At 62.6% G+C, this 12,724-nt stretch carries 10 protein-coding genes and 1 pseudogene; 8 read left to right on the top strand and 3 right to left on the bottom strand.

The features are described from left to right. Positions 1-228: 228 nt before the first annotated feature. Both Q4P21_RS02980 and Q4P21_RS02975 read right to left on the bottom strand, forming a co-directional pair. Positions 229-1,326: a hypothetical protein gene (locus Q4P21_RS02980; protein WP_303387373.1), complete on the bottom strand. Its 1,098-nt coding sequence runs from the start codon at positions 1,324-1,326 to the stop codon at positions 229-231. Between the two features lie 135 nt (positions 1,327-1,461). Then, positions 1,462-3,441: an APC family permease gene (locus Q4P21_RS02975; protein WP_303387372.1), complete on the bottom strand. Its 1,980-nt coding sequence runs from the start codon at positions 3,439-3,441 to the stop codon at positions 1,462-1,464. A gap of 251 nt (positions 3,442-3,692) precedes the next feature. On the opposite strand from Q4P21_RS02975, the gene speB reads away from it, so the two are divergent. The 7 genes from speB to Q4P21_RS02940 all read left to right on the top strand — a co-directional run bounded on the left by speB (position 3,693) and on the right by Q4P21_RS02940 (position 11,473). Further along, the gene (speB, locus tag Q4P21_RS02970) at positions 3,693-4,772 is read left to right on the top strand and encodes an agmatinase (protein ID WP_303387371.1); all 1,080 of its coding nucleotides are present in this window, start codon (positions 3,693-3,695) and stop codon (positions 4,770-4,772) included. Continuing rightward, positions 4,769-6,490, top strand: coding sequence for a thiamine pyrophosphate-binding protein (locus tag Q4P21_RS02965; RefSeq protein ID WP_303387370.1), 1,722 nt, complete (start codon positions 4,769-4,771; stop codon positions 6,488-6,490). Before speB ends, Q4P21_RS02965 begins: the two co-directional genes overlap by 4 nt. Before the next feature lie 77 nt (positions 6,491-6,567). Then, positions 6,568-7,197, top strand: coding sequence for a hypothetical protein (locus Q4P21_RS02960; protein ID WP_303387369.1), 630 nt, complete (start codon positions 6,568-6,570; stop codon positions 7,195-7,197). 71 nt (positions 7,198-7,268) lie between these two features. Continuing rightward, positions 7,269-7,985, top strand: coding sequence for a DUF4336 domain-containing protein (locus Q4P21_RS02955; protein WP_303387368.1), 717 nt, complete (start codon positions 7,269-7,271; stop codon positions 7,983-7,985). An 11-nt stretch (positions 7,986-7,996) separates the two neighbouring features. Further along, positions 7,997-9,250: an FAD-dependent oxidoreductase gene (locus Q4P21_RS02950; RefSeq protein WP_303387367.1), complete on the top strand. Its 1,254-nt coding sequence runs from the start codon at positions 7,997-7,999 to the stop codon at positions 9,248-9,250. Further along, complete coding sequence (locus Q4P21_RS02945) at positions 9,247-10,050, top strand: GNAT family N-acetyltransferase (RefSeq protein WP_303387366.1); 804 nt, start codon at positions 9,247-9,249, stop codon at positions 10,048-10,050. Before Q4P21_RS02950 ends, Q4P21_RS02945 begins: the two co-directional genes overlap by 4 nt. A gap of 133 nt (positions 10,051-10,183) precedes the next feature. Next, entirely contained in the window at positions 10,184-11,473 is a 1,290-nt protein-coding gene (locus tag Q4P21_RS02940) for a serine hydrolase (protein ID WP_303387365.1), read from the top strand. Positions 11,474-11,500: 27 nt separating this feature from the next. Here the strand turns inward: Q4P21_RS02940 and Q4P21_RS02935 are convergent. Continuing rightward, positions 11,501-11,956 (bottom strand): annotated as a pseudogene (locus Q4P21_RS02935) (Clp protease N-terminal domain-containing protein); the annotation flags it as partial. Positions 11,957-12,211: 255 nt separating this feature from the next. Here Q4P21_RS02935 and Q4P21_RS02930 point away from each other — a divergent pair. Continuing rightward, positions 12,212-12,724, top strand: a 513-nt coding sequence (locus tag Q4P21_RS02930) for a dihydrofolate reductase family protein (protein ID WP_303387364.1), incomplete at its 3' end; no start/stop codon positions are given.

Below are 12,724 nucleotides of genomic sequence, written 5' to 3'. Positions count from 1 at the left end.
CACTACCGACCCTCCTGCACTTTCGGGGGTGTTTTGCCTGGCGCTCTTTGAATTGGACGCACCCAACGCAGGGCACGAGCCATCGTACCTTCCGGCCACTTCCTGAACCTGCAGGAGGGACTCCCGAGAGGCCCCGGAAGGTGCAGGAGCGTCGGGTGGGAGGGGCCGGAAGGTGCAGGAGCGTGGGGTGGGTGGACACCCTCACGCTCCTGGTGCTTGATGCTGTGGTTAGACGGCGTAGCGCAGGATGCCCGCGGCCTGGACGTTCTCCGGCAGATCGGATTGCCGCACTGCCAGCACCCGTGCGCCAGCAGAGATCGCATGCCGCGCGATCTCCTCGATGGCATCATTGTCCGAGCCGGGATCCAAGGTGAGGTGTCCGTCGTCGTCCACGTTCCCCGGAACCAACGCATTCATGTCCACCGCGAGCGTCCCTATTGCCCCGAACGCCGCCGCACGCGCGAGGTCGCTGAGATCCGCCGAGGCGCGGCCGCTCTGCCTGCGATCGGCAAACGTGGCACGCAAATCTGCGAGTTCGGCTGCGTAGAGTCCGTCGAGAATCTCCCTAGCGCCATCGGCGAGCTGAGCCTCCGTCAAGTCGTCAGGGTTGCCACGAATGAGTTCGGATGCCACCTGTGCGTAGCCCGTTACATTGCGGTAGATGCTGGCCAGGGGTTCGGCCGCAGCCAGAATCAGCGGTTTGCCGTTGAGGATGGGGCGGAGCGCATGATCGACGGCCCGCGAATACTGCATGAGGCGCACCTTGCGGTTTTCATCGCCCTTCAACCGTTCGTGCGAGGACCGGGACCCAACGGTTCCAAGTCCGACGGCGCTCGCGGCATCGTGGGGTGCGTCAGGGAGCGGCACCTCCTTGGCCGGCATGTCAGCGGAGACCTCCACGAGCCGCAGCCCGTTCTGCGAGATGGCGAGAACGAAGGCGGAATGCGGGAAGGTGGTGGCGCGAAGGATGGGGATGATGGCGAACCGGTCGCTCACGCCCACCTGCTCCTCCAGTTCGTTCGGGAGGCGGTACTCCACTATCTGCTCCGGGGTGACGAACACTGCGAGGCTGCGGCCCAGATCGAACCAAAAACTGGTGTCTTCAAGGAGACTGTTGAGTTGTTCTTCGACGGCGGCCGCAGTGTTCTCGTCAGCGCGCTCGCGGACGCGCCCCATGGCGGTTTTGAACAGTGTGCGTGCTCTGAGCTGATTCGATTCGGAATCAACTGGAACCGTACTGGTGGGAAGGTAAATGGAAACACAGAGTGACTCGCGGGCTGATGCGAGTCGTTCTATGTCACTGTGTGTTGGCATATCGATATGCATGGTCTCTCCTTCTGATCGTCCATGTAGAGGGCGGCGGGGGCAGACATCTGCATCGTATCAACGAAGTCAACGCCCCTCCAGAGGAGAAGGTCCCTAGCAGGAACGGCACCGTAACGGCACTGGCAAGGCCGCCGGTCAGCCCACATGCACCCAGGGTCGCTGGGTCAGGTCCGGCTCGGCTTCGCGGAGCACCTCGCGGGTTACCGGGGCAATTTCACCCTCGCCAATGAGCAGGTACTTCAACAGATTCTTGATGGGGCTCCCCTCCGTCCAGCGGAAATAGATGTGGGGGATCAGTCCTGTGGCATCGCGGATGTGTAAGAGCACTGCGGCAATGGTGTTGGGCACATTGGAGGAATGCACCTGCAGGATTTTGAAACCGTGCCTGGTAATTCCGTGGACTTCAAGGGCTGTTTCAAAATCGGAAGAATCATCGACAATGACTTCCATGAAGAGCACATTCTGCGGATTTCCAATGTCATTGACCTGTGCTGCATGGCTGAGTTTGCGGCGGTAGGCGGACGCGCTGCGCGTCTTGGGATCATGGGAAATGATCCGGATGGTGTCTTCATCCACTGCCGCCACGAAGTTCATGGCGTCCTCATCCAGGCGAACATACGTTGCGCGCAGCTCAAAGGACCGGCGCAGCCGTGAAAGCAGGCTGACCAGGACAATTCCGAGAATGAAAAGTACGGCGATCTTGAGCCCGTCGGGTCGTTCGATCGAGTTGGCAACCGTCGTGTAGACGAACACCCCCGAGACAACCCCGAAGCCGATGGTCTTGTAGCGTTCTCCCTTGCGTCTTGCCGACAACGTGACGGCTATGGCCGCGGACGTGATGAGCACCAGCACCCCTGTCGCGTAGGCACCTCCCTGGGCGTCGACGTCGGCCTTGAAAATGATGGTGATGAAAATGGCAACAACGGTGAACACCAGCACCAGGGGCCGCACGGCCGCCGCCCATTCCGGGGCCATGCCAAAGCGCGGCAGGTAGCGTGGAACCAGGTTGAGCAGACCGGCCATGGCGCTGGCGCCGGCAAACCACAGGATCGCGATGGTGCTGATGTCGTAGACGGTGCCGAAACCTTCTCCGAGGAGGCTGTGCGCCAGGTATGCGAGCGCGCGGCCGTTGGCGGCGCCCCCGGGCTGGAATGCGGCCGCCGGGATCAAAATGGTGGTGGCCAGCGAGGACGTGATCAAGAACGTGCTCATGATGACGGCGGCCGTGGTCAGCAGGCGGTGGGCGCCCTTGATGCGGCCTTCCGGGCTCGCCTCGGTGTCGCTGTCGCGGCCCTTAATCTGGGGCATGACGGCAACGCCTGTTTCAAAGCCGGACAGGCCCAGGGCCAGCCGCGGGAACACGAGCAGGGCGATGGCTACGATCATGATCGGATTGCCGTGCGAGGTGGTGAGAGCGCCCCACCAGTCGGCCGTGAGCAGCGGGCTGCCGGCCACATTGACCAGTGCCACGCTGATGACCACAAGGTTCAGGGCCAGGAAAATGATCACCAGCACGACGGCGATGCTGATCGCCTCCTTGAAGCCGCGCAGGAACACTGCGGCCAAGGCTGCGATCAAAACGAGCGTGATGAGGATGTTTTGGCCGTGCAGGAAGGCTGGTGCGAAGGGGTTCTCAATGACGTGTGCAGTGGCGTCGGCGCTGGAGAGGGTGATGGTGATCATGAAGTCGGTGGCGGCGAAACCCAACAGCGCCAGGACAAAGAACTTCCCCCACCAGCGGGGAAGAAGACGCTCGAGCATGGCGATGGAACCGGCTCCATGTGGACTTTCCCGGGCCACCCGTTTGTACACCGGAAGTGCGCCGAACAGTGTCACCAGCACCAGCACAATGGTGGCCAAGGGTGCCAGCACGCCTGCGGCCAGCGCAGCGATGGCCGGCTGATAGCCCAGCGTGGAGAAGTAGTCCAGACCAGTCAGGCACATGACCCTCCACCATGAGTGGGGCTTATGGTCCGGTGATGGCCGTCCGTGCGGGCCTTGTCGCTTGCCAGCACTTTCCGGCATCCCTTCAAGCAGCCATTGGCGCAGGGCTGCCCTTCCTTTGAGCTTCCCGTTCGCTCCGGGTTCGAAGGGAGCTTTGGCGAGGGTTGTCACGGGAGGCCTTTCGTTTCAGTGCCGTCCATTGGCGGCACATGGAGACTAGCACCGGGCCGGCGCGAAAGAGCCTGTCTTGACGAAATCCTTACGCCGCCTGCTGCAGTGTGTCCATGCGCATGGAATGGGGTGCCCTCAACTTAAGGTATCCACTATGAAACTTTTGGTTCACATTAGGCAACATCGGTTGTACTATGGTGAACAACTGCACGGATGTGACGCAGGTCAACTGTCTAGAAATGAGGACATCCATGAAAGAGCTCCGCATCGAAGCCAACGGCAACCTTGGCCCCATCGACTCCTCCAGGATCCCGCGCTATGCGGGTGCCGCCACGTACGCACGCCTCCCGAGGCTGGACCAGGTGGCGAAAGCCGACGTCGCCGTCGTCGGTGTCCCCTTTGACAGCGGCGTCTCCTACCGCCCGGGTGCACGGTTTGGCGCGAACCACGTCCGTGAGGCTTCCCGGCTGCTGCGCCCCTACAACCCGGCGTGGGATGTTTCACCGTTTGAAAACTGCCAGGTGGCTGACGCCGGCGACATGGCCGTGAACCCGTTCAACATCAACGAGGCCATCGAAACCATCCAGCAAAACGCCCTTGACCTGACCGCCGGCGGCTCGAAGCTGCTCACCATCGGCGGGGACCACACCATCTCGCTGCCACTGCTGCGCGCCGCAGCCGAACGTGCTGGCGAGCCCATCGCCATGCTGCACTTCGACGCGCATCTGGACACGTGGGACACCTACTTCGGCGCCGAATACACCCATGGCACCCCGTTCCGCCGGGCTGTGGAGGAAGGCATCCTGGACACCGAAGCGATCTCTCATGTGGGAACGCGCGGCCCGCTCTACGGCAAAAAAGACCTCGACGATGACCACCGCTTCGGCTTCGGCATCGTCACCAGCGCTGACGTCTACTACCAGGGCGTGCTGGAAACCGTGGCGAAAATCCGCGACCGCATCGGCAAACGCCCCCTCTACATTTCCGTGGACATCGACGTCCTGGACCCTGCGCACGCCCCCGGCACCGGCACACCAGAAGCTGGCGGCATCTCCAGCCGCGAACTCATCGAGATCATTCGCGGCTTCCGCGGCATGAACCTCGTCGGCGCCGACATCGTCGAGGTGGCCCCAGCGTACGACCACGCCGAAATCACCGGCATCGCCGCCAGCCACGTCGGCTTTGAGCTGGTGACGCTCATGGCGGACAACCATGTGGCAGGCGACCGTTTCGGGGAGCCCAACGGCTACGCGCCGCAGGCCCTCGATGCGGAAGAACGACGCCGGCCAGCCGGGTTCGCGCCGACCAGGACCGAAGGCGGTGCCAAGTGAATCCGCAGATGCTCCCCGACCTCGCAAGCTCCGCAGCGGACCTTTCACAGCCGGTGGCCCCTGACGCCCCCCAGCGCAACGGTGGCGACCTGGTGGTGGAGACTCTCTCCGCCCTCGGCGCCGAAACCGTTTTCGGGATCCCCGGCCAGCACGCGCTGGGCTTGTTTGACGCCCTGAGCCGCTCACCGCTGCATTTTGTGTCCTCCCGCGTGGAAAACAACTCGGCCTTCGCAGCCGACGGCTACTCCCGGGCCACGGGCGAAGTGGGTGTGCTGTTCCTGTCCACCGGTCCCGGCGCCTTGACAGCGTTGGCCGGGTTGCAGGAAGCATACGCAACCGGTGTTCCCATGATCGTGATCGCCAGCCAGATCCCGCTGGAAGGATTGGGTGCCCGGCGCAAGGGCATGCTGCACCAGCTCGATGACCAAAAGGCGTCGGCCGCCAATGTGACCAAGAGTCAGCGGCTCATCCAGCACGCCTCCGGTATCCCCTCGGCCATTCAGGACGCCTGGACGGAAGCCGTCTCCTCCCCGCAGGGCCCGGTGTGGGTTGAAGTGCCGCAAAACGTGCTGCTGGACCCCATCTTTGTCCCCGCCGTGGAAGATGCGCTCGCCGAACCCTTCGACAACCCGCCGCGCGTCGAGCTTGTCCGTGAAGCCGTGAAATGGCTCAAGGATGCTGTGCGCCCCGCCATCGTGGCAGGCGGCGGTGTGCGGCGTGGCAAAGCAGAAGAGCCACTGCTGGCCATCGCCGAAAAGCTCAACGCGCCCGTGGTCTGCACCCCGGGGGGCAACGGCGCCTTCCCTTGGGACCATGAGTTGTCGCTGCAGTCGTGGGTTGAAGACAGGCACGTCACGGAAGTGCTCGAGGACGCCGACGTCCTGGTGGTCATCGGTTCATCGCTGGGGGAGGTGTCCAGCAACTACTTCACCATGGAGCCGCGCGGGCGCATCATCCAGATCGATGCCGAGCCGCGGGTGCTTGAATCCAACCGCCCGGCGCTGGGCATCCGGGCCGACGCCGGTCAGGCGTTGAGAGCGCTCAACGATGCCTTGGATTCGTCGCTGAGCGCTGACGCGGATTGGCACGGAGCCAGCCCGGCCGACGTCGTGAAAGAGACGTTGGCGAAAGTGCAGGCCCGCCTCGACGGGCAGGACCTGGCACTTGAGCGCACGTTCATGGCGGACATCCGCGCGGCCGTCCCGGATGACATGCAGACGTTCTGGGACATGACCATTTCCGCCTATTGGGGTTGGAGCTGCTGGGATTCACGTGACGGTGAATTCCACTCCGCCCAGGGTGCCGGCGGGCTGGGCTACGGCTTCCCGGCAGCAATTGGCGGGGCGCTGGGGCTGCAAAGCCATGGCAAACCTGCCCGCGTGCTGGCGGTGGCCGGCGACGGTTCCGCCATGTACTCCATCGCCGAACTTGCCACGGCCAAGCAGCACAACGCACCCGTCACATGGCTCATCGTCGACGACGGCGGCTACGGCATCCTGCGCGAGTACATGGTGGACTCCTTCGGCAAGGCAACCCACACCGAGCTGACCCGGCCGGACTTCGTGAAACTCGCGGAGTCGTTCGGGGTTCCTGCGCAGCGCGTGAAACCCGAAGATGTCGGGGACGCGCTAAAGGCTGGCTTTGCGGGGGACGGGCCGAACGTCGTCGTGGTTGATGTGTTGCTGAAGATGTTCGGGCCCACGCACCTGAACCTCTGACCACCGCCGCTGGGTCAGCCACTGGCTCCGTCACCGGTTCGGCGGCGGGGGTGGACAAGCCTCCTAGACTGGTGGGCATGGCCATTCTTTATGATGCTGAACTGACCCCCTCCAAAGCCGAGCTCCTGAGCAAGTGGCTGCCGAGCCGGCCGTGGTTTGCCGGGGATGCGGGCGCGCTGGAACTTCTCGGCGCGTTCCGCTTTGACGATCCGGCCGGCGAGGTGGGCGTGGAAACGCACCTGCTGCGCGTGGGGGAGCGGACGTACCACGTCCCGCTGACGTACCGCGGCGCCCCCTTGTCCGGGGCGGAGGAATTCCTCATCACCACCATGGAGCATTCGGTTTTGGGAACGCGCTGGATCTATGACGCCACAGCGGACCCCGTTTACGTGGCCGAGCTTGCCGCCGCTTTGCTCACCGGTAAGCCACAGGTGCAGCAAATGCTGGTCACAGGGGATTCATCGGAGTTGCTGCCGGAATCAGCCTGGATCAGCAGCAATGCAGCGTCCGACGTCGGCCTGCCGGAGTTCGCCGCTGGCGTCCCCGCCACGACGGACACCGTCACGAATATCCCGGCTGGTCCGCTGAACTTTTCCGTGTTGCGTGAGCTGGACACCAGCGGGGCGCTCCCTCACGGGGCCGTATTGACCGTCACGTGGGACGGCCAAACGACGCCAGTGGTGATCGCCGCAGCCGTCACCGCTTAGGCCACCGCTGAGGAGCAGCGCGGCAGCCCTTTTCGTGGACTCGCATCAAGACGGATGGCTACACTGGGGCCATGGTGAGCTTGGAACCGCTGGGCAAGGACTTGTTCGTGGTCAACGGTCCTGTGGTCCGTGACATGGGAGCCCATTTCAACACGCGGATGACGGTGGCCAGGCTGAAGGACGGGTCGCTGTGGATTGCCTCTCCGGTGCACGTCTCGTTCTCGTTGTTGGCTAAAATCATCGCGCTGGGCCCCGTCCGCTACCTGGTCTCGCCAACACCCCGGCACTTTTGGCGCCTGAACGCCTGGCACAAACTGTTCCCCGAAGCCCAAATGTTTTCCAGCCCCATCACCTCTATCACGCTCAAGAAGGGCGAACTACCGCTGGCTGGCATCTTGGGAGAAACGGACGAGGATTTGTGGGCGCCGGATCTGGAACACATCCAACTCCGTGGCAGTTCCCTCCTGCAGGAGGCGGTGTTCTTTCATGTACCCTCACGCACTTTGCTCGTTGAGGACGTAATACAGATCCATGAAAGCCACCCGGGGCGCCATCTGCGCAACGCCCTGGTGGCACTCGGAGGGGTGAAGGCTCCATGGGGCGGGGTTGGCCGTGACATTCGATTGACGTTTCGCGACAAGGTTGCAGCGCGGGAGTCCATCGAGCAGATCCTGCAATGGGACTTCGACAAGCTCGTCCTCGCGCACGGGCCCATTGTCACCGAGGCCGCCCGGGAAACCGTCGAGCGGGCATTTGCCTGGCTCAACATCCGCAGTGGCGGGAACTAGATGGGGCTGACATGCAGACACATAATCTGAGCACCACCTGCTGCATCGCCGGAGGCGGGCCGGCAGGCATGATGCTCGGAATCCTGCTGGCCCGCGCAGGCGTCGACACGATTGTGCTGGAGAAGCACGAGGACTTCTTTAGGGATTTCCGTGGCGACACGATCCACCCGTCCACACTTGATTTGATTGACCAGCTTGGGCTGCGCGAGAAGTTCGACGCCATTGCCCAAAGCGCCATTCACTCCCTCGACATTGTGATCAACGGCAATCGACTGACCCCGGTCGATTTCTCCCACCTGTCCGGGGCGAACAAATCGATCGCGCTCATGCCGCAGTGGGATTTCCTTTCCCTTCTGGCCGAGGAGGGCGCGAAGTACTCCACCTTCCGCTTGATGATGGCAACTGAGGCCATCGACCTGATGTTCGACGGCGGACGCGTCTCGGGAGTGCGTGCGAGGACTCCCGTCGGCCTGCTTTCAATAACGGCTGCGCTGACTGTCGCAGCAGACGGCAGGGCTTCGACGCTTCGCCACGCGGCGGGGCTGGTCCCGAAGGACTATGGCGTAGCCATTGACGTGCTGTGGTTCCGGTTACCGAAAACAAAAAACAATCCGCCAGACACGCTCGCCTATCTGGATGCCGAGTCGATGATCATCACCATCCCGCGGACCGACTACTTCCAGTCCGGGATGCTGATCCGAAAGGGTGACTTCAAGGGCATCCAGGAGGCTGGACTGGACGAGTTCAGGGCCAGGATCGTGCGGACCGCCCCGTTCCTTGCCGAGGTGGTGTCCTCGCTTGAGCACTGGGACCAGATCAAGCTCCTGACGGTCCAGGTCAACCGGCTGGAGCAGTGGGGCAGGGAGGGCTTCTTATGCATTGGGGACGCCGCCCATGCGATGTCACCGGCGTTCGGGGTGGGCATCAACTACGCGGTCCAGGACGCGGTGGCCAGCGCCAACCTGCTGGTCGGCAGTTTGCGTGCAGGATCGGTGACGGTGGCAGAACTCCAACGTGTGCAAAAACGACGACTGAAGCCTGTTGCCTGCATGCAGCCGCTTCAACTGATGGTCCACAGATTCATTGGGAAGCCAGGTGGCGGGGCGTTCCTGCGCAGCCCGATGAGCTGGTGGCAACGCGCTGTTGCAGCGGTGGCTCTGCCGGTGGCCCGCCGCGTGACAGGGCGCATTGTTGGGCGTGGTTTCCGTCCGGAACGCATCGAACCACAGCTGGATCCCCGACCTTCCGCAAGAATGGACAGATGAGCGACAACGATTCCCAAAAGCGGGCCCAATTCCTGGCGGCCTACGACGAACAACTGCGCACCGATGCGGAGACGCCGAGCGCCATCAAGGTTATTGTGCAGGGCCCGCTGCGCTTGGTGACGTTCCTGAACGGACGAGGATTCATCACCTACAAGAACCTTGGTGGAGCCGATCAGGCTGCCATCCAACGGCTCGTTCCAGAAGCGATGGCGTACTACCAAGCGGACGCTGAGATCATCCGTGTTGAGTGGAAAACCCGTGGACACGATCATGCCCCTGGCATGCATGAGGCTTTGATTGACAACGGCTTCATCCGGGACGAGCAGGAGTCGATCATGATTGGTGAAGCGTCGGCATTGGCCGTTGACGTTCCACTGCCTGAGGGCGTGACACTGCGGCAGGTCACGGAGGAAACAGACGTACGGGCGATGAGCGCCATGCAGGACGAGGTTTTTGGCGACCCGGTCTCTGATGACATGGCGGAAGCACTGCTGCGAAGGCTCGCCATCGATCCCGGGATGGAGTTGTGGGTGGCCGAAGTCGAGGGACGAATGGTGACGGCAGGACGTCTGGAACTGGTTCCAGGGACGAAATTTGCTGGGATCTGGGGAGGTGCCACCCGTGAGGAGTGGCGTGGACGAGGAATATACCGTGCGTTGACGGCAGCCCGTGCGCGCTCGGCACTCAACCATGGCAAGCTGCTCATTCACAGCGACTCCACCGAATTTTCACGCCCCATCCTCGAACGCTCCGGACTTCTGAAAGTGTCAACAACCACCCCGTATTACTGGAAGCGATGAAGCAGATGGAGTCTTGGATTCTCCCTTGAGAAAGGTGTTTCGGGAGCCTATATTTAGTGTGTCAATTGTTTTGGATACCGGCCGCTGACAACACCTTGCGTGGCGCCCTACCGGTGATCGGGAGGGTCGGATCATGAAAATGACAATATTTGCGCTGGTTGCGGCGGGAGCGCTGTTGGCCAGCACAGCGTGCACCGCTCCAACTACCGGAGGCAGCACGCCGTCGGCCTCGGCCAGTTCGGAACCTACCAGTTCGGAACCGGAGTATGCGGCCACATTGCAGAAGCAGATTCCCGAACTGTTGAAAGCCAATGCGATCCCGGGCATGGTGGTGCTGATTGAATCTCCCAAACTGGGGAACTGGTCGGGCACGTTTGGCACCGCCGACCTAGGCAAACAGGTGCCGATGTCCCTGGACGACTACTTCCGGATCGGCAGCAACACCAAAACGATGACCTCAACAGTGATCCTGCAATTGGTTCAAGAAGGCAAACTGAAGCTCGAGGACCCCATTTCAAAGTACCGCCCGGACGTGCCCAACGGTGCGAACATCACCATTGCGCAACTGTCCGAAATGCGCAGCGGACTCTACAGCTACACCTTCGACCCGGGATTCAACGCCACGCTCGACAAGGATCCACAGAAGGCCTGGACTCCCGATGAGCTTCTGTCCATCGCCTTCTCGCACCCGGCGACCGCTGCTCCCGGGCAGGAATACGACTACTGCAACACCAACATTGTGCTGCTGGGAACGGTGATCGAGAAACTGACAGGCGAGTCTGTTGCCGAGGCGTTCCAGAAGCGGATCTTCGAGCCCCTCGGGCTCAAGCACACCTCTCTGCCGGCAAACACGGATTCCACGATTCCGAATCCGCATGCCCAGGGGTACCAGTTCGGCACGAACGTTGAGACCATCGACTCGTACGCTGTTCCGGCACCCCAGCTGCCGGCGGCCCTTGATGGGATCCTCAAGCCGCTCAATCAGACGAACGCGAACCCCTCGTGGACGTGGACGGCGGGTGGGGCGATCTCCACACCCGGTGATCTAGCCGTGTACGTCAAGGCGTTGGTGCATGGTGGCCTGCTCAATGCAGCAACGCAGAAACTGCGGCTGGAGAGCATTCAGCCCATCGTCCCCGGCCAGAAGAACGGTGTCGGCTACGGGCTCGGGATCGCCGAGTTTGCACCGGGAATCCTCGGCCATGACGGGCAGATCCCCGGGTATTCCACGTTCATGACCTATAACATCAATACCGGCGACATCCTCATTGTGGGAACCAACCTTGCTGCCTCGCCGGTGCATGGTGAGAATGCGGCCGTGGTTGTGGCCAAGTCAATAATCGGCACAATGTACGGTCCAGGGGACCCCTCAGGAGGGGACCCGGGTTCGTCGAGTGCCTCGACCCCCGCCACCTCCGGGTGACTGCTTTTATGTTTGGTTGCCGTCCGGAGCCGTGGGTTCCTCGCCCTTGTAGCCAGCGAGCAACTGTATGACCCGCTGGCGGACTGCGCCGGGATCGGTGCCCAGCCTGACGAGGACTTCTACCGCAACGCCCTCACCGACACGGATCAGGCCGAGCAGGATGTGCTCCGTATCTATGTAGTTATGGCCCAGCTGCCGCGCCTCTGCAAGGGCGAACTCAAGCACCATTTTGGCGTGCGGGGTGAACGGGATATGTCCTCTCTGAGGCTGCTGGCCCGTTTCAACGATCTCTGTCACTTGGGCACGGACGTCGTCCAATGAAACGTTCATGGCCGCCAGCGCCTTAGCCGCAACGCCCTCGCCTTCGCGGATCAGGCCGAGCAGGATATCCTCCGTACCGAAGTGCTGGTGCTTGAGCTCGCGGGCTTCCACTTGGGCCAACACCACAACACGTCGGGCCGGGTCGGTAAATTTCTCAAACATTTCGCCACACTCCTCGCCAGGGCCTACTTTGATGCTACGCAGTTTTTGGCGATTGTGGGCTGTTTTTCGGATTCAAGGCTCTGCCGCGCATGGGGGGGCATGACCAGGCCAGCCGCAGCAACGAGGCTGTGCGCGCGCCGTTCTCCGGCAGTGTATCGCCGCCAGGCCACAGGCATCCCTTGCGGCCTGCCAACCCACTCAGGTAGATTGCGCTCCACGACTTGCCAAAGACAAGCACGTTCGAGAGGGCTGCAGATGCCGAATACCACCTGCCACATGTCGATTTCGCTCGACGGCTTTGTTGCCGGGCCGGAGCAATGCCGCGAGCAACCACTCGGGAAGCGCGGCATCGAACTGCATGGCTGGCACATCGGCGACGTGCGCGCCAACGAAGCCGACGCGATAGCGGCCGACTGGCTTATGCGCCCGCGCGGCGCTTATCTCATGGGCCGGAATATGTTCGGGCCGATCCGCGGTGAGTGGGAGGCTGACTGGCAAGGGTGGTGGGGCTCAGAGCCTCCCTATCACGCACCGGTGTTTGTGCTGACCCATCACGCCCGCAAGCCACTGGAGATGGACGGCGGAACCACCTTCCACTTCGTCACCGACGGGTTCGACGCCGCTTACGCCCAGGCACGTGAGGCGGCTGGCGACGATGGCGTGGACATCGCCGGCGGCGCATCCACCGTTCGGCAGGCACTTCTCGCCGGGGTCGTCGACGAGTTCACCCTCGACATCGCCCCAGTTCTGCTCGGCTCCGGTGAGCGG

Source organism: Arthrobacter sp., from assembly GCF_030540645.1.
Lineage (GTDB): Bacteria > Actinomycetota > Actinomycetes > Actinomycetales > Micrococcaceae > Specibacter.
Note: the sequence above shows the minus strand (reverse complement) of the source record. Positions and strands in the feature narration are given on the sequence as shown.

Bases quoted from the DNA above. Each gene is read 5' to 3' on its own strand.
- Q4P21_RS02950 (WP_303387367.1), top strand. From the start codon at position 7,997: ATGCAGACACATAATCTGAGCACCACCTGCTGCATCGCCGGAGGCGGG.
- Q4P21_RS02960 (WP_303387369.1), top strand. From the start codon at position 6,568: ATGGCCATTCTTTATGATGCTGAACTGACCCCCTCCAAAGCCGAGCTC.
- Q4P21_RS02945 (WP_303387366.1), top strand. From the start codon at position 9,247: ATGAGCGACAACGATTCCCAAAAGCGGGCCCAATTCCTGGCGGCCTAC.
- Q4P21_RS02955 (WP_303387368.1), top strand. From the start codon at position 7,269: ATGGTGAGCTTGGAACCGCTGGGCAAGGACTTGTTCGTGGTCAACGGT.
- Q4P21_RS02940 (WP_303387365.1), top strand. From the start codon at position 10,184: ATGAAAATGACAATATTTGCGCTGGTTGCGGCGGGAGCGCTGTTGGCC.
- speB (WP_303387371.1), top strand. From the start codon at position 3,693: ATGAAAGAGCTCCGCATCGAAGCCAACGGCAACCTTGGCCCCATCGAC.
- Q4P21_RS02980 (WP_303387373.1), bottom strand. From the start codon at position 1,326: ATGCATATCGATATGCCAACACACAGTGACATAGAACGACTCGCATCA.